The sequence below is a fragment of the Agrobacterium sp. 22-221-1 genome, from assembly GCF_053522445.1.
Window position 1 is genome coordinate 102,258 of record NZ_JBNWCL010000004.1, and the last position, 15,893, is coordinate 118,150.

Below are 15,893 nucleotides of genomic sequence, written 5' to 3' on the forward strand. Positions count from 1 at the left end.
AACAATGGATAGACGCGGATGCAAACAAAACCTTTCCGAATCGGCACGCGCGGCAGCCCGCTGGCGCTCGCGCAGGCTTACGAGACGCGCAACCGGCTGATGGCGGCGCATGGCCTGCCGGAAGAAATGTTCGAAATCGTCGTGCTGTCCACCAAGGGCGACCGGATAACCGACCGCGCTTTGTCGGAAATCGGCGGCAAGGGCCTCTTTACGGAGGAGCTGGAAAGCCAGCTTCTGTCCGGCGAACTCGATATGGCCGTGCATTCCTCCAAGGACATGCCGACCCTTCTGCCCGAAGGCCTCTATCTGTCCGCTTTCCTGCAGCGCGAAGACATACGCGACGCCTTCATCGGCCGTACCGCACCGAAGCTGCTGGAGCTGCCGCAAGGCGCCGTGGTCGGTTCCGCATCCCTGCGCCGCCAGGCGCTGATCCGCCGCCTGCGGCCGGATCTGAGCGTCATCATTTTTCGCGGTCAGGTCGAGACTCGCCTGCGCAAGCTGGAGGAAGGCCAGGCGGATGCGACGCTTCTCGCCTTTGCCGGCCTGAAGAGACTTGGTAAGGACAATGTGCCGACGGAAATTCTCGACCCGAAGGAATTCCCTCCTGCTCCGGCCCAGGGCGCAATCGGCGTGGAAAGCCGCATCGGCGATACGCGCATGGACGAGCTGCTCGCTCCCATAAACGACAGGCCCACTCATGATGCCGTGACCTGCGAGCGCGCGTTTCTGGCAGCACTCGATGGCTCCTGTCGCACGCCGATTGCCGGCTACGCCACCTGCAATGGCGAGGAATTGCATTTTTCCGGCCTGATCCTCACCCCCGATGGCCAGACGAGCCACGGCATCGAAGCCTCCGGCAACCGCCGCGATGCGGCAAAGCTCGGCCGGCAGGCAGGCGAAGACGTGCGCGCCAAGGCGGGCAGCAATTTCTTCGAAGGCTGGAGCTGAGCCGATGCGGATCGTCGTCACCCGGCCGCAGCGTTCGGGCGAAAGGACGGCCGTAAAGCTTGAAGCGCTTGGCCATGCGCCGGTGCTTCTTCCGCTGTTTTATCCCGCCCATCATCGCGAACGCGCCGTCTCGGCGCTATCCGCCCCGCTGGCGGCCATCGCGGTGACCAGCGCCGAGGCGCTGCGGGCGCTGGAAACATCGCGGGACGGGCTGGCTCCCTATCTGCCAAAACCGCTTTTCGCCGTCGGCGCAGCAACGGCGGAAGCGGCGGAAAAAACCGGCTTCGAACGGATTTTCACCGCCTCCGGCGACGCCGTGAGTCTGACCGCGCTGGTGGCCGAGCACCGGACTCTATTTTCCGAAGAAGAACCCCTGCTCTATCTCGCCGGCAGGCCCCGTGGCGCCGTCTTCGAGGAAGGCCTTGCCGCCGCCGGCATTCCCTTCAGAACGGTCGATTGTTACGAGATGCTGCCCTCCGACATTTCGGAGACGATGCTAGAGACGGCACTTGTCGAAAGCGCTGCCGATGTGGTCCTGCTCTATTCATCGGAAGCGGCCCGGGCCTTTTTTCATCATGTATCGACGGAAAAATACGTGGCGGCGCTGGCAACGACACGATTCATCTGCATCAGCCGCAACGTGTTTTCTCTCGTTCCGGAAATCTTCCGCGCAAACGCCAAGGCCGCCGAAGAACCGAGCGAGGCCGCGATGTTTGAACTTCTACGCCATAACTCTGGAACCTAATTCGAGCTCGCCTCTTTCCTTTGCCGCCGTCACTGACTAGGTTTAGATTACTGCAGGCAGAAATGAGGTTGTCATGGTATCGGGAAAGCCGCCACGCCACTCCAAGTCCAAAGCCGAACCGGTCACCATCGACCTGGACGCCAAAGACGTGAAAGCAATTTCCGCCGACGTGGACGCTGCCAAGACGGACGAAAAGCCCGGTGACAAAACACCTGCGGCCACCGCAGAGCCGGGTGTTTCGGAGACAAAGCCCGAAGCAGCCGCAACGGGCAACCCCGCCCCCATCTGGGACCAGCCCAAGAAAACCCCTATCGAGCCCGAACCCAATGTCGGCAAAACGGAATCCGTAGCCACGGCACCGAAGGCTGAGAGCCCCGCAGACAAACAGCCCGCAGACAAGCAGAAAGAGCCCGTCTCGACGGCCCCTGTTCCGCCCAAAGCCGATACAAAACCGTCGACTGGCACCACTGACACGAGCGCGGCTGCGGCTGCAGCAGCTGCTGCGAAGCCGGCCTTCGGCTCCACAGCGTCCTCCAACGCATCCAGCGGCGCCACCGCTGCAAAACCAACGACGGCAACCTCCTCCTCAGGACCGGCAAAGCCCTCCACACCACAGCAGGCGGAGCGCAAACAGGCGGCAACCTCCGGCCTGATCGCGGCAGGCATCGTCGGCGGCCTTGTGGCGCTCGCCGCCGCCGGCAGCATGCAATATGCCGGCATCCTGCCCTCCTTCAATGCAGGCAAGGCGGGAAGCGAGGAAATCGCCGCACTGAAAACCGATCTGGGCAGCTTGCGGCAGCAGCTTGCCAACGCGCCAGCCGCCGACACCTCAGCGCTGGAACAGCGCATCGCAACCCTCGAAGGCGCAAAGGGTGAGACCCCGCAGGTGGATGGGCTGTCGGAAAAAATCGCCGCGCTGGAATCCACCCTCCAGTCGGAGCGATCCGCGCAGGCATCGGCGACGGCGGAACTGACACGCCGTCTTGCGGATGCGGAAGCCAAGATCAACGAGCCGCGCGACGATATCGAAGTCGCCCGCGCCATCGCTTCCGCCGCGCTGAAGGCCGCGATCGATCGCGGTGGGCCATTCCTGACGGAACTCGACACGCTATCCAAGGTAACGCCCGACGATCCGGCCATAGCATCGCTGCAATCCTTCGCCGCAACCGGTGTGCCGTCACGTTCGGAACTGATGCAGAAATTCCCAGACGTCGCCAATGCGATGCTTTCCGCCATCAACCAGCCAGACCCCAATCAGGGCATTATGGAACGCCTGACGGAAAGCGCCTTTTCACTGGTGAAGGTGCGCCCTGTCGGAAATATCGAGGGTGAGACCCCCGAAGCCAAGATCGCGCGCATGGAAAACAAACTGCGCAACGGCGATCTGCAGGGCGCGGCACTTGAATGGAACGCGCTTCCCGATGCCGCCAAGACGGCATCCGCCGACTACAAGAAATCGCTGGATGCACGCATCGAGGTCGAAAATCTGGTGGGCGGCACGTTGAACCGCGCCATCACCAGCACCGGCAGGCAGGGGTAAGGGCATGACCAGAATTCTGACTTTCGCCGTTATCGTTCTGGCTCTCGGCTTCGGTTTCTCCTGGCTGGCAGACAGGCCGGGTGTGCTCTCCATCGTCTGGCAGGGCCAGCTGATCGAAATGAGCCTGATGGTCGCCGCCTCCATCATCACGGCGCTGGTCGCCGCCGTCATGCTGGTCTGGTGGATCGTCAATGCCATCTGGACCTCACCCAATGCCGCCCGGCGCTATTTTCGTGCCCGCAAGCGCGACCGTGGTTATCAGGCGCTCTCCACCGGGCTCATCGCTGCCGGGGCCGGCAATGCGATCCTCGCCCGCAAGATGACGGCCCGCACTCAAGGGTTGCTCAGCGCCGATCAGGAGCCGCTGATCCATCTGCTCGATGCGCAGGCTGACCTGATTGAAGGCAAATATGGCGAGGCGCGGCGCAAATTCGAAGCCATGGCCCGCGATCCCGAAACCCGCGAGCTTGGCCTTCGCGGCCTTTATATCGAGGCCCGCCGTCAGGGCGCCTATGAAGCAGCCCAGCAATATGCCGAGGATGCAGCGGAAAAAGCTCCCTATCTGCCCTGGGCCGCGCAGGCGACGCTGGAAAACCGCTGCCGCAACGGACAGTGGGACGATGCCATCCGCCTGCTCGACCAGCAGAAGGCGGCCGGCGTTATCGAACGCGGTGAGGCGGAACGTCTGAAAGCCGTGCTTCTTACCGCCAAGGCCGGCGAAAAGCTGGAAAGCGATCCGGTCGGCGCGCGCGAGGACGCCAAGCACGCTCTCAAGCTTGCCAAGAGCCTCGTTCCGGCAGCGCTGATCGCGGCGAAATCCTATCTCCGGGAAGACAATCTGCGCAAGGCAGCCACGGTTCTGGAACCTGTCTGGAAGAACGATCCGCACCCGCAGATCGCCGAACTTTATGTCCGGGCACGCAGCGGCGATACCGCCATCGACCGGCTGAAACGAGCCGAGCGGCTTGAGAGCCTGAAGCCCAACAACATCGAATCCCTGTTCGCCGTGGCGCAGGCAGCGCTCGACGCCAAGGAATTCGCCAAGGCGCGGGCCAAGGCCGAAGCCGCCGCCCGGATCGAACCGCGCGAGAGCATCTTCTTGCTGATGGCCGATATCGAGGAGGCCGAAACCGGCGATCAGGGCCGTGTGCGCTACTGGATGGCGCAGGCGCTGCGCGCGCCGCGCGACCCCGCCTGGGTGGCCGACGGCGTCGTTTCGGAAAAATGGCTGCCGGTCTCGCCGGTCACCGGCCGTCTCGATGCTTTCGAATGGAAAGCGCCTTTCGGCCAGCTTGAAGCTCCAGTCGAAGACCTGACAATCGAAAACGCGATTGCCGCAGCGCCCGCACGGGCCGAACCGGCCGCGAAAACGATCATTGTCGAAGCCGCGCCGGAGACACGCGCCGAACCGAAACCCGCCCCGGCCGCACCGATCGAGGTCAAGCCGGCCGTATCGGTCCCGCAGGAGAAAAAGCCGGTCACAATCGAAGCGCCAGTGGAAACCGATGGCACGGATGAAAAGGCGGAAGCCGTGCCGTTTTTCGGCGGCGCGCCGGACGATCCGGGCGTCAAGAAACCCGGCGCGGAAGCCGAACCCAAGACCCGGCTCAAACTCTTCTGACGAACAGGATATCGATGTTCCAGCAAATACAGTCGTTTATTCAGAACCTCGTCGGCCCGCATGGGGATGATTTCAGCCCGGACGATCTGAGGGTGGCGGTGGCCGCCCTCTGTTTCCAGGTCATGGAAGCGGATGGCACCATCTCGAAAAGCGAGCGCGACCGCCTGCGCGAAATCCTGCAGGATTATTACCATCTCGATGCCGGAAAGCTGGACGCACTTCTTGCCGCCGGCCAGGAGGCCGGCAAGGAAGCCGTCGATTATTACCGCTTCACCACCGATATACGCCGCCATCTCGATGAAGATCAGCGCGTGGAGCTTATTGGCATATTATGGGATATTGTTTACGCTGACGGCGAACGAAGCGAAATGGAAGACCATGTGATCTGGCGAGTCGCCGACCTGCTTGGTGTATCCGTGCGCGACAGGGTTCTGCAACGTCAGCAGGCCGCCACGAGGTCCGGGCCCGCTGAAGAAAGCGAAAACGAAGACGATGCTGTTTGACCCTTCCAGGCAACAGAGAAAACAACCATCGCTGCTCATCGTCCTGCATCAGGAACGTTCCACGCCCGGCCGTGTCGGCCAGATGCTGGTGGAAAAAGGGTATCGTCTGGATATAAGGCGCCCTGCGCTCGGCGATGACCTGCCGCAAACGCTGGAGAAACACGCGGGCGCCATCATTTTCGGCGGGCCGATGAGCGCCAACGATTCTCATGACTACGTCAAAGCCGAAATCGACTGGCTGAAGGTGCCGTTGAAGGAAAACAAACCCTTTCTCGGCATCTGTCTCGGCGCGCAGATGCTGTCCAAACATCTCGGAGGCAAGGTGGAGCCCGACAGGGAGGGCAAGGTGGAGATCGGCTGGTATCCGCTTCATGCCACCGAACACGGGCGGCTTCTGATGCCGCATTGGCCGAAGATGGTCTATCATTTCCACAAGGAAGGGTTCGAACTGCCGCGCGGAGCCGAACTTCTGGCCTCGGGCGAAACCTATCCCAATCAGGCCTATAGATATGGGAAAAATGCCTGGGGCCTGCAGTTTCACGCCGAGCTGACCCGCGCCATGATGCATAGCTGGGTGGTGCGCGGCGCGCAGCGCTTCGGCATGCCCAATGCGCAGGTGGGCAGCCAGCATCTGGAAGGCCGCATGCTGTTCGACACGCCGCTCAGGGCATGGCTCGGCAATTTCCTTGATCTGGTTTTTGAGGGCAAGGCGCAGCGCTAGAGCATTTCCAGTAAAAGTGCGCAGCGGTTTTACGTCCGGAAAATGCTTAAAAACAAAAGGCTAGATCGTTTTTGCGATTCGAAGAAAAGCCAAAACGATCTAAGACCCATCGCCATCAGTGCGGCGCATCCAGATTATCGATCTTGCGCAGCTTGGAGAAACCGAGCGCCCAGATAACCGCCACAGCAAGCGTGCCCGCCCCGCCGATGACAACGGCCGGCACGGCCCCGACGACATGCGCCATGGTGCCGGCGCGGAATTCGCCCAGCTCGTTCGATGCGCCGACGAACACCATGTTCACGGCATTCACACGCCCGCGCACCTCATCCGGCGTCCACAGCGCGATCAGTGTTTCCCGCACATAAACCGACACCATGTCGGATGCGCCCATGACCACCAGCGCGGCGATGGACACCCATGCGGTTTGCGAAAGCCCGAAGACCACAGTGGAGATGCCGAAGAGGCCGACGCCGGTAAACATCAGCAGGCCGGCGTGGTGACGAATGGGCTTGAACGCCAGAATGACCGCAACGGTGATGGCCCCGATGCCGGGTGCTGCGCGCAAAAGCCCGAGGCCCCACGGCCCAAGCGTCAGCACTTCCTTGGCAAAAATCGGCATCAGCGCAACAGCGCCGCCCAGCAGCACCGCGAAAAGATCGAGCGATATCGCACCGAGGACGATTTTTTCCTGCGCGATGAACTTGAACCCGGCGAGCATGGTTTCGAGGCTGATGGCTTTTGCCGGGCCGCGTTGTTCCGGCTTGCTGATCGTCACCGCAAGCGTCGCCGATACGATGAAGAGCACGAGCGCCACGCTATAGGCGACGGAAGCACCGAAGCCATAAAGCAGGCCGCCGGCGACGGGACCGAGAATGGACGCCATCTGCCATGAAGAGGAATTCCAGGCGATGGCGTTCGGCAAGTCCTCTACCGGCACGAGATTGGGCGCCAGCGACTGAACCGCCGGTCCCATGAAGGCGCGCTCTATGCCGAAGACGACAAGAATGGCGAAGACCGGCCAGGGAGAAAAGCTGTGCGTCAGCGTAAGACCCAGAAGAGCGGCAGCGCACAGCGCCGCAATCAGCAGGCATATGGCCATGATGCGCCGACGATTGTGCCGGTCGGCGACCGTTCCGGTGACGAGGATCAGAAGCAGCGACGGCAGAAACTGGAAAAGACCGATCAGGCCGAGATAAAAGGCGTTGCCGGTCACCTCATACATCTGCCAGCCGACCGAGACGCTGACGATCTGGATGGCGAAGGCCGAAAAAAACCGGGCACTGAAAAAGCGGCGATAGGAACTATGCCGGAATGCACCGAAACGGTTTTCGGCGGAAGGGAGGGACATCGGCTGGGTGCTCGCGAGACAATATGAGAGCTTTGCAATAGAGCGATATCACGGGAATCGCCAGCCCTCACCAGCGGGATGACGAAAAGTGTGAGCGGTTTTCGTCTGAAATCCCGCTGCAAAGCCATGAACCAGATTGTGATGATCGCCGGTCGATCAGACCAAAGATCATTACGATCCGGTGCAACACTTGCCGGTTCAAGGTTCAATGTCTAAATGTCTTGCAACCAAGATACGGAGATATTGATGCTTGCCCTGTTTCAGACCATCGATCTGGCCTTGAACCTCTATACGTGGGTGCTGATCGCCAGCGCTATTTTTTCCTGGCTTTACGCCTTCAACGTCATCAATTCCCGCAACCAGTTCGTGAACGCCATCGGCAGCTTTCTGTTCAATGTCACGGAACCGGTTCTGCGCCCCATCCGCCGCATTCTACCTAATCTCGGCGGCATCGACATTTCGCCGATCATCGTGCTCTTGATCATCTTCTTCATCCGCTCCTTCATGTGGAACACGCTTTACCCGATGGTCGCTTGAGCGGCTGCTGGCAGAAGCATAGCGACCATGTCCGCCTGACCGTCCGCCTCACACCGAATGGCGGGCGGGACGCCATCGACGGCGTGGAAAAGGATGCGGAGGGAAACGCGCATCTGAAGGCCCGCGTCAGCGCCGTGCCAGAAGGCGGCAAGGCCAACAAGGCCCTGATTGTTTTGCTGGCGAAAAAACTCGGCCTGCCGAAATCCTCCATCAGCTTCATTTCGGGCGAAACGGCGCGTAAAAAAATCCTCCGGATCGACACCGACCCGGAGGATTTCGAAGAGCTATTCAAAAAGCTCGAAAACTAAAGCGCATCGCGTCTAATCTGATTCATACGACGCGCTTTAGATCTTTATTTTTAAGCATGTCTTTGTCCCAAAACCGCTGCACACTTTTGGGAGATATGCTTTAGATCAGCCCTGCGCCTTGTAGCGCTCGATGGCTTCGACGATCAGCTTCTTGGCGACGTCGACATCCTGCCAGCCGCCCATCTTCACCCACTTGCCGGGCTCCAGATCCTTGTAGTGCTCGAAGAAGTGCTCGATCTGCTTCAGCGTGATTTCCGGCAGGTCGGTGTAGTTGTGGACCTTGTCGTAACGGCGCGTCAGCTTCGGAACCGGCACGGCGAGGATCTTCTCGTCCTTGCCGCCGTCATCTTCCATGATCATCACACCGATGGGGCGGACATTGATGACGCAGCCCGGAACCAGCGGACGGGTGTTGCAGATGAGAACGTCGATCGGGTCGCCATCGTCGGACAGGGTGTGCGGCACGAAACCATAGTTACCCGGATAGGTCATCGGCGTGTAGAGGAAGCGATCGACGATCAGCGCACCGGCATCCTTGTCCATCTCGTACTTGATCGGGTGTCCACCGACCGGCACTTCAACGATGACATTCACGTCATCCGGCGGATTCTTGCCTACGGAAATTGCATCGATACGCATTCGCTTCCCTCATTCGACGGGTTGGATTTGGTTTTCGATACTGGGAAAGTCTCCGCATTGCAACATGGCTTTGGGCGGATAAGGCAGAATGCGGGATTTGAGGCTATCGCATTTGCGCATGGCCGGCCGCGAGAATGAACCCAAGGCCAAATCACCCGGCATTGTTTGTCAGTTCCAGACGAAACCGACCTTGCGAAGCGACTTGCCGTCGAAATCTTCCATGCCTTCGGCAATATCGCGACCACCGTGAGAGCGGAAAAAGCGATTGGCGACATCGCTGTCCTCAAGGCACCAGACAACGATGCCGTTGCAGCCAAGCGAGGTCAGCAGTCTGCGCGCTTCCGTAAACAGCAGCGAGCCAAGCCCGATGCCCTGATATTCCGGCCGGAGATAAAGTTCGTATATCTCGCCGTCCTGCGGCAGCCCGCGTGCCCGGCTGAGGCCCAGCGTCGCATATCCGGCGACCACACCGGCCACCTCCACCACCAGCATCGTTGCGGAGCCTTTGGTCGCCTTTTTCCACCAGACTTCTCCACGACGCTCGAGCATCTGCGTCAACGGCCGATGCGGGATAAGCCCGGCATAGGCCTGTTGCCACGACAGACGGTGCGCCTCGGAGATGGCGCGCGCATCATGCGGTTCAGCACGGCGAACATCGATGGATAACGTTTTCATAACGCGATTCTGGCTCCGGCCACGCAAACTTACCAGTCATAAAGGTTAACGCCGGCAAGCTTACCCACAGCCTATTCATGTGGACGACCGATAAAAATTAACGCATCCTTAACCTTTGGCAAAGCGCCTTTCGACTCATGCACACATAAAAACGAACGCATAAAAAAACCCGGCTCGAGGCCGGGTTCTTTCAAATTCGTAACGACAAGCCGCAATCAGACAGCGAGCTTGGCCTTTTCAAAACGCTTGCGATCGTTGGCGTCCAGGAACATCTTGCGCAGACGGATGGACTTCGGCGTCACTTCCATCAGCTCATCGTCCTGAATCCAGGAGAGCGCGCGATCGAGCGTCATGCGGATCGGCGGCGTCAGCTTCACGGCTTCGTCCTTGCCGGCAGCGCGGATGTTGGTCAGCTGCTTGCCCTTCAGCACGTTCACTTCGAGATCGTTATCGCGAGAGTGAATACCGATGATCATACCGGCATAGACCTTTTCACCCGGCTCGATGATCATCGGGCCGCGATCTTCCAGGTTGAACATGGCATAAGCGACAGCTTCGCCCGAACCGTTCGACAGCAGAACGCCGTTGACGCGGCCGGCAATCTGGCCCTTGAAGGGCTGATAGTCGTGGAACAGACGGTTCATGATCGCCGTGCCGCGGGTGTCGGTCAAAAGTTCCGACTGGTAGCCGATGAGGCCACGGGTCGGCGCATAGAACTTCAGACGAACGCGATTGCCGCCGGAAGGACGAAGCTCGGCCATTTCAGCCTTGCGCTCGGACATCTTCTGAACGACGACGCCGGAATGTTCTTCATCAACGTCGATCACGACTTCTTCGATCGGCTCCAGCAGGGTGCCGTTCTCATCCTTGTGCATGACGACGCGCGGACGCGAAACGGCAAGCTCGAAACCTTCGCGACGCATGGTTTCGATCAGAACCGCCAGCTGCAATTCGCCACGGCCGGAAACGAAGAACGAATCCTTGCCTTCGGCTTCTTCGATCTTCAGCGCAACGTTGCCTTCGGCTTCCTTGAACAGACGGTCACGGATAACGCGGCTCGTGACCTTGTCGCCTTCGGTACCAGCCAGCGGGCTGTCGTTGACTATGAACGACATGGTAACGGTCGGCGGGTCGATCGGCTGCGCGGTCATCGCCTCGGTGACGGAGGGGTCACAGAAGGTGTCGGCAACAGTACCCTTGGAGAGGCCTGCAATGGCGACGATGTCGCCCGCATGGGCTTCTTCGATCGACGTGCGCTCAATGCCGCGGAATGCGAGGATCTTGGAGATACGGCCGTTTTCAATAACCTTGCCGTCCTGGCCGAGAACCTTCACCGCCTGGTTCGGCTTGATGGAGCCGGAAGCGATGCGGCCGGTGATGATGCGGCCGAGGAAGTTGTTGGCTTCAAGGATGGTGCCGATCAGGCGGAACGGACCTTCTTCAACCTTGGGCTCCGGAACATGTTCGAGAACCAGATCGAGCAGCGGCGCAAGACCCTGATCCTTCGGGCCTTCCGGGTTGACGTTCATCCAGCCGTCACGACCGGAACCGTAGAGGATCGGGAAGTCGAGCTGCTCATCGGTGGCGTCGAGGTTTGCGAAGAGGTCGAAGACTTCGTTGATGACTTCTTCGTGGCGGCCATCCGGACGGTCGATCTTGTTGATCGCGACGATCGGGCGAAGACCGACCTTCAGCGCCTTGCTGACCACGAACTTGGTCTGCGGCATCGGGCCTTCCGAGCTATCGACCAGAACGATCGCACCGTCCACCATCGACAGGATACGCTCGACTTCGCCGCCGAAGTCGGCGTGGCCGGGGGTGTCGACGATGTTGATGCGGACACCCTTCCACTCCACCGAGGTCGCCTTGGCGAGAATGGTGATGCCACGTTCCTTTTCGAGATCGTTGCTATCCATCACGCGCTCGGCGACACGCTGGTTGTCGCGGAACGAGCCGGACTGCTTCAGAAGCTCGTCCACGAGCGTCGTTTTTCCATGGTCAACGTGCGCGATGATCGCGATGTTGCGAAGTGCCATTGTTCAAAATCTCTGAGGTTGGGCGCTATATTGATGAGAAACGCCAATTTAGTTTGGCGCGCTCATAACCTTTTTTTTGCAAATGCGAAAGGGGGGGCCTTGTCATAAGGCCCCTGCACTCAGGTTCTAGCTCAGAAATATGACAGTCTTTTATACCGGACCCTTATACCAGACCACGCTTCAAAAGCATGGCGTCCGGGCTTGGCATCTTGCCACGAAAAGCAAGATATGCCTCTTCCGGATCGATGGAACCGCCGACGGAATAGATATTGTCCTTCAATTTGCGCGCCATCTCGCCATCGAAGGGGTTGCCGGTTTCCTCGAAGGCCGAAAAGGCATCGGCATCCAGCACTTCCGACCACATGTAGGAATAATAGCCGGCCGAATATCCGTCGCCGGAGAAAACGTGCTGGAAATGCGGGGTCGCATGCCGCATGACGATAGACTTCGGCATATTCAGGGTGGAGAGCACCTCACCCTGCACGACCATCGGATCGCTCACGTTTTCCCGCGTGTGGAACGCCATGTCGACAATCGCCGACGAGGTGAATTCCACCGTGCTGAAACCGGCATTGAAGGTCTGCGCGGCCAGAACCTTGTCCAGCAGCGCCTTCGGCATCGGCGCGCCTGTGTCATAATGCAGGGCGTATTTTTCCAGAATTTCCGGCACCGTCAGCCAATGTTCGTAAAGCTGCGATGGCAATTCGACGAAATCGCGCGAGACGCCCGTTCCGGAAACGGAAGGGTAAGTGACATTCGACAACATGCCATGCAGCGCGTGGCCGAATTCGTGAAACAGCGTGCGCGCATCGTCGAGCGAAAGCAGCGCCGGTTTGCCTTCGGCCGGTTTGGCGAAATTGCAGACATTGTAGATGATCGGGATTTCTCCGACCGTGCCGTTCTTCAAGGGCAGCTTGTGCTGCGACTGGAAGGAGCTCATCCACGCGCCGGAGCGCTTGGAGGGACGGGCGAAATAATCGCCGAGGAACATGGCCTTCAGATCGCCCTTTTCATCGCGGATTTCGAAAACCCGCACATCCAGGTGATAGGCGGCGACGCCTTTGACTTCGACCGCTCGAATCCCGAACAACCGCCCGGCCACATCGAAGCAGGCCTCGATGATCTTTTCGAGCTGCAGATAGGGCTTCAACTCCGCCTCGGAGAAGCTGAATTTCCGTGCCCGCAACTTTTCGGCATAATGCCGCCAGTCCCAGGGCAGCACTTCGTGATTCCTGCCCTCCTCGGCGATGATGGCGGCCAGTTCGGCCTCTTCCTCGCCCGCACGGCGCACGGCCTTTTCCCAGACCTGCCCTAAAAGGCCGTTCACGGCATCGGGCGTCTTCGCCATCGTATCATCAAGCTTGTAGGCGGCGAAATTCGCGTAACCGAGAAGCTTTGACTTTTCCTCACGCAGTTCGAGCGTGCGGTGGACAATCTTACGATTGTCGGTCTCGCCGCCATTCTCGCCGCGCGCCACCCAGGCCCTGAAGGCCTGCTCGCGCAGATCGCGGCGTTCGGAAAAGGTCAGGAAAGGCTCGATGATGGAACGGGAAAGGGTGACGGCAAATTTGCCGTCCTCGCCATGTTCACGGGCCGCACCCGCCATCGCGTCGCGCAGGAAACCGGGAATGCCGGCAAGTTCCTCTTCCGTGGAAAGCAGAAGCTTCCAGTTCTTTTCATCCGCCAGCACATTCTGCCCGAATCTCGCACCGAGACCGGCAAGCTCCTCATTGATCGCCGCCAGCCGTTCCTGCCGGTCCTTCGGCAGCTTGGCGCCGGAGCGCACGAAACCCTTCCAGTGCCGCTCAAGGACACGGCTCTCCTCACCCGTCAGCCCAAGCGCTCCGCGCTTTTCCCACAATGTATCGATACGCTTGAACAACGCTTCGTTCATGCCGATTTTCGAATAGTGCCGCGACAGTTTCGGTGCGATCTCCCGCTCCAGCGCCTGGATCACACCATTGGTATTGGCGCCTGCCCTGTTCCAGAACAGCGACGAAATGCGCGAAAGATCGTCTCCGGCGATTTCGAGCGCGGTCACGGTGTTTTCGAAGCTCGGGGTCTCAGCATTGCCGGCGATCGCATCGATTTCCTGTTCGTGGGACAGAAGAGCGGCATCGAAGGCCGGAGCGAAATCCTCATCCCTGACCGCATCGAATTTCGGCAGACCATTGTGGCCGTTCCAGTCAACGAGTGCGGGATAAAGCGCGGTCTTGGATGGCATTTCATCTTCCTTGTACAATTCCGGTTTAAGCCCATATGGGCACGCCTCCACCGGCAATTCAATGCCGGACTTTGGTGCAAGGGAGATTGGCTGCGACCTGATTTTGTGCTTTTGCCCCGACTGCCGGCACAGACGCCGGATACCGATGGCGGGTGACCTGTGTAAGGGACTTGACCGACATATGGACCGGCATGGCAGATGAAATAAAACGCGGGAAGTCCGATCTTCTTTGCTTTGGCGTAACAATCATCGATTATGTTGCCGACCGTAACGCAATCGAACTGACACATACTTTACTCGATTTTCAACAATATGATTTATGCGCCATTGATTATCGCCGGGATTTTAGTAAGGCTGACTTACGAAAAGGCGAAGCATGGGCACTAAACGCGAAAAAGACTCGTTGGCATTTTTACTGAACAGCGGCGCACGCCTGCTGAACAGTGCGTTTGAGCGCCGAATTTCTGAAGCCGGATTGGGCCTGACGCCCGGCGAAGCCCGCGCATTGCTGACGGTTGCCGTCGTTGATGGCAGCAAACAGTCGGATATCGCCGCCCGGCTCGGCATCGAACCGATGACGATCTGCGCCTATCTCGACAAGCTGCAGTCTCTCGATCTCATCGAACGCCAGCAGGACCCGCAGGACAGGCGCTCCAAGCGCATCGTGCTGACAAAAAACTCCACCGACATGCTGGAAGCCGTGCGCCAGGAAATCGATGAACTCGTCCGTCACGCCACGCAGGGCCTGAACGAAGAAGAAGTCGCGCTTTTCCGCAGCTTCCTGCAGACCCTTCGCAACAATCTCCAGCCGGAACAGCCGGGCCAGAGCTGCTGATCGCAATGTCGCCAGAAACGATCATGTCCAGAAAGCGCACGGCCATACTCGGTGCGTTGCTGACGGCGCTGGCGCCGATTTCCATGGCGATCTACACACCGGCTATGCCGGAACTGACGCGGGTTTTCTCCACCACGGAATCCGCCGCCAAACTCAGCCTCTCGCTTTACTTCGCCGGTTTCGCCATCGCCCAGCTGCTCGCCGGCCCAGCATCCGATGCCTTCGGTCGGCGAAAGGCGAGCCTCGTTTTCCTCTCCATCTTTCTGGGCGGCGGACTGCTGGCGATCTTCGCCCCAACAATTGAAGTACTCCTTTTCGCCCGGCTTGTTCAGGGCATTGGCGCCTCCGTCGGCATGACGGTGGCGCGCGCCATCGTGCGCGATCAATTCACGGGCGCCGAAGCCTCCAGCATCATGAACCTCATTGGCATCATGCTGGCCGTTGGCCCAGCCATGGGCCCGACCATCGGCGGGCTTTCGCTTGCGGCTTTCGGGTGGCAATCGGTATTTTTCCTCATGGCCGGCCTCGGGGCCATCGCCATCTTCTCCGTCGTGGTCTTCCTACGCGAGACGACGAGCCCGGACAAGAACCTGATCCGCCCGCGTCGCCTCCTGTCGGCCTACGGGACATTGCTCACCGAGCCGCGTTTTCTTCTGGCCGCACTGGTGCTCGGCGGTTCCATCGGCGCGCTTTATGCGCAGGCGACCATGCTGACCTTCATCCTCATCAACAAGGTCGGCATGACACCCACCGCCTTCGGCATCGGCATGCTGATGCAGACCGGCGCTTATTTCTTCGGCTCCATCGCCCTGCGTTATATCGCACCGCGGCTGGGCGACCGCCGTTCGGTCGTCCTCGGCCTCTGTTTTTCGGGAACAGGCGGTCTCCTCATCCTGCTGTCGGTGTTCCTGATACCGCCATCCTTTCTTTCGATCATGGGACCCGTGGCGGTCGCAACGGTCGGCATCGCCTTGCTGACGCCATCCATGGTGACGGCGGCCCTCGCCCCATTCCCACATATTGCCGGCTCGGCATCGGCGATGATGGGCTTCATTCAGATGGGGTCGGGTTTTGCAGGCGGCGCCGCAGCCTCGCTTATCGGTTCGCCTTTGACCGGCTTCGGCATCATCATCCCCGTGATGGAATTCACCGCAATCGCCAGCTACATCGGCTTCCGCATCGTCTCCAGAAGAGAGACATGAAAAAACCCGCC

At 59.8% G+C, this 15,893-nt stretch carries 16 protein-coding genes; 11 read left to right on the forward strand and 5 right to left on the reverse strand.

Going from position 1 to position 15,893, the window contains the following annotated elements; translation table 11 throughout:
• Positions 1–18: 18 nt before the first annotated feature.
• The 6 genes from hemC (at position 19) to ACQZ5N_RS07930 (ending at position 6,078) form a co-directional block, all read left to right on the forward strand.
• Positions 19–948: a hydroxymethylbilane synthase gene (hemC, locus tag ACQZ5N_RS07905; RefSeq protein ID WP_448732603.1), complete on the forward strand. Its 930-nt coding sequence runs from the start codon at positions 19–21 to the stop codon at positions 946–948.
• A 4-nt stretch (positions 949–952) separates the two neighbouring features.
• A complete protein-coding gene (locus tag ACQZ5N_RS07910) occupies positions 953–1,693 on the forward strand; it encodes a uroporphyrinogen-III synthase (protein WP_448732604.1) in 741 nt (246 codons plus the stop codon).
• 73 nt (positions 1,694–1,766) lie between these two features.
• A complete protein-coding gene (locus tag ACQZ5N_RS07915) occupies positions 1,767–3,233 on the forward strand; it encodes a mitofilin family membrane protein (RefSeq protein ID WP_448732605.1) in 1,467 nt (488 codons plus the stop codon).
• A gap of 4 nt (positions 3,234–3,237) precedes the next feature.
• Complete coding sequence (locus tag ACQZ5N_RS07920; protein WP_448732606.1) at positions 3,238–4,854, forward strand: heme biosynthesis HemY N-terminal domain-containing protein; 1,617 nt, start codon at positions 3,238–3,240, stop codon at positions 4,852–4,854.
• Positions 4,855–4,868: 14 nt separating this feature from the next.
• Entirely contained in the window at positions 4,869–5,357 is a 489-nt protein-coding gene (locus ACQZ5N_RS07925) for a tellurite resistance TerB family protein (RefSeq protein ID WP_448732607.1), read from the forward strand.
• Entirely contained in the window at positions 5,347–6,078 is a 732-nt protein-coding gene (locus ACQZ5N_RS07930) for a glutamine amidotransferase (protein WP_080856838.1), read from the forward strand. Before ACQZ5N_RS07925 ends, ACQZ5N_RS07930 begins: the two co-directional genes overlap by 11 nt.
• A 115-nt stretch (positions 6,079–6,193) precedes the next feature.
• On the opposite strand, the gene ACQZ5N_RS07935 is transcribed toward ACQZ5N_RS07930, so the two are convergent.
• On the reverse strand, positions 6,194–7,426 hold the full coding sequence (locus tag ACQZ5N_RS07935; RefSeq protein WP_448732608.1) for an MFS transporter: 1,233 nt from the start codon (positions 7,424–7,426) through the stop codon (positions 6,194–6,196).
• Between the two features lie 246 nt (positions 7,427–7,672).
• Between ACQZ5N_RS07935 and ACQZ5N_RS07940 the strand changes: the two genes are divergently transcribed.
• Together ACQZ5N_RS07940 and ACQZ5N_RS07945 are read left to right on the forward strand one after the other, a co-directional pair.
• A complete protein-coding gene (locus tag ACQZ5N_RS07940) occupies positions 7,673–7,963 on the forward strand; it encodes a YggT family protein (protein WP_003523487.1) in 291 nt (96 codons plus the stop codon).
• Positions 7,960–8,271, forward strand: a complete 312-nt coding sequence (locus ACQZ5N_RS07945; RefSeq protein WP_448732609.1) for a DUF167 domain-containing protein — start codon at positions 7,960–7,962, stop codon at positions 8,269–8,271. The genes ACQZ5N_RS07940 and ACQZ5N_RS07945 overlap by 4 nt, the downstream gene beginning before the upstream one ends.
• Positions 8,272–8,376: 105 nt before the next feature.
• Here the strand turns inward: ACQZ5N_RS07945 and ppa are convergent, their stop codons facing one another.
• The 4 genes from ppa to ACQZ5N_RS07965 form a co-directional block, all read right to left on the reverse strand.
• Positions 8,377–8,910 carry an inorganic diphosphatase gene (gene ppa / locus ACQZ5N_RS07950; RefSeq protein WP_003523485.1) on the reverse strand — a complete coding sequence of 178 codons (534 nt, stop codon included), beginning with the start codon at positions 8,908–8,910 and terminating at the stop codon, positions 8,377–8,379.
• Between the two features lie 168 nt (positions 8,911–9,078).
• Entirely contained in the window at positions 9,079–9,585 is a 507-nt protein-coding gene (locus tag ACQZ5N_RS07955; protein ID WP_003523484.1) for a GNAT family N-acetyltransferase, read from the reverse strand.
• A 215-nt stretch (positions 9,586–9,800) separates the two neighbouring features.
• Positions 9,801–11,621, reverse strand: coding sequence for a translational GTPase TypA (typA, locus tag ACQZ5N_RS07960; RefSeq protein WP_003523483.1), 1,821 nt, complete (start codon positions 11,619–11,621; stop codon positions 9,801–9,803).
• Positions 11,622–11,784: 163 nt separating this feature from the next.
• A complete protein-coding gene (locus ACQZ5N_RS07965; protein WP_448732610.1) occupies positions 11,785–13,845 on the reverse strand; it encodes a M3 family metallopeptidase in 2,061 nt (686 codons plus the stop codon).
• 191 nt (positions 13,846–14,036) lie between these two features.
• On the opposite strand from ACQZ5N_RS07965, the gene ACQZ5N_RS07970 reads away from it, so the two are divergent.
• Genes ACQZ5N_RS07970 through ACQZ5N_RS07980 form a run of 3 tightly spaced genes read left to right on the forward strand, consistent with a single transcriptional unit; the run spans position 14,037 to position 15,882 of the window.
• Positions 14,037–14,264 (forward strand): hypothetical protein, encoded by a 228-nt coding sequence (locus ACQZ5N_RS07970; RefSeq protein WP_448732611.1) that lies wholly within the window; start codon positions 14,037–14,039, stop codon positions 14,262–14,264.
• Positions 14,222–14,680 carry a MarR family winged helix-turn-helix transcriptional regulator gene (locus ACQZ5N_RS07975; protein ID WP_020813564.1) on the forward strand — a complete coding sequence of 153 codons (459 nt, stop codon included), beginning with the start codon at positions 14,222–14,224 and terminating at the stop codon, positions 14,678–14,680. Before ACQZ5N_RS07970 ends, ACQZ5N_RS07975 begins: the two co-directional genes overlap by 43 nt.
• A gap of 5 nt (positions 14,681–14,685) precedes the next feature.
• A complete protein-coding gene (locus ACQZ5N_RS07980; protein WP_448732612.1) occupies positions 14,686–15,882 on the forward strand; it encodes a multidrug effflux MFS transporter in 1,197 nt (398 codons plus the stop codon).
• The last annotated feature ends 11 nt before the right edge of the window (positions 15,883–15,893 follow it).

What these genes read in the sequence shown, in the direction of transcription:
- ppa (WP_003523485.1), bottom strand. Translation starts at nt 8,910, where the DNA reads ATGCGTATCGATGCAATTTCCGTAGGCAAGAATCCGCCGGATGACGTG.
- ACQZ5N_RS07920 (WP_448732606.1), top strand. Translation starts at nt 3,238, where the DNA reads ATGACCAGAATTCTGACTTTCGCCGTTATCGTTCTGGCTCTCGGCTTC.
- ACQZ5N_RS07925 (WP_448732607.1), top strand. Translation starts at nt 4,869, where the DNA reads ATGTTCCAGCAAATACAGTCGTTTATTCAGAACCTCGTCGGCCCGCAT.
- typA (WP_003523483.1), bottom strand. Translation starts at nt 11,621, where the DNA reads ATGGCACTTCGCAACATCGCGATCATCGCGCACGTTGACCATGGAAAA.
- ACQZ5N_RS07940 (WP_003523487.1), top strand. Translation starts at nt 7,673, where the DNA reads ATGCTTGCCCTGTTTCAGACCATCGATCTGGCCTTGAACCTCTATACG.
- ACQZ5N_RS07935 (WP_448732608.1), bottom strand. Translation starts at nt 7,426, where the DNA reads ATGTCCCTCCCTTCCGCCGAAAACCGTTTCGGTGCATTCCGGCATAGT.
- ACQZ5N_RS07910 (WP_448732604.1), top strand. Translation starts at nt 953, where the DNA reads ATGCGGATCGTCGTCACCCGGCCGCAGCGTTCGGGCGAAAGGACGGCC.
- ACQZ5N_RS07975 (WP_020813564.1), top strand. Translation starts at nt 14,222, where the DNA reads ATGGGCACTAAACGCGAAAAAGACTCGTTGGCATTTTTACTGAACAGC.
- hemC (WP_448732603.1), top strand. Translation starts at nt 19, where the DNA reads ATGCAAACAAAACCTTTCCGAATCGGCACGCGCGGCAGCCCGCTGGCG.
- ACQZ5N_RS07965 (WP_448732610.1), bottom strand. Translation starts at nt 13,845, where the DNA reads ATGCCATCCAAGACCGCGCTTTATCCCGCACTCGTTGACTGGAACGGC.
- ACQZ5N_RS07980 (WP_448732612.1), top strand. Translation starts at nt 14,686, where the DNA reads ATGTCGCCAGAAACGATCATGTCCAGAAAGCGCACGGCCATACTCGGT.
- ACQZ5N_RS07955 (WP_003523484.1), bottom strand. Translation starts at nt 9,585, where the DNA reads ATGAAAACGTTATCCATCGATGTTCGCCGTGCTGAACCGCATGATGCG.
- ACQZ5N_RS07915 (WP_448732605.1), top strand. Translation starts at nt 1,767, where the DNA reads ATGGTATCGGGAAAGCCGCCACGCCACTCCAAGTCCAAAGCCGAACCG.
- ACQZ5N_RS07930 (WP_080856838.1), top strand. Translation starts at nt 5,347, where the DNA reads ATGCTGTTTGACCCTTCCAGGCAACAGAGAAAACAACCATCGCTGCTC.
- ACQZ5N_RS07970 (WP_448732611.1), top strand. Translation starts at nt 14,037, where the DNA reads ATGGCAGATGAAATAAAACGCGGGAAGTCCGATCTTCTTTGCTTTGGC.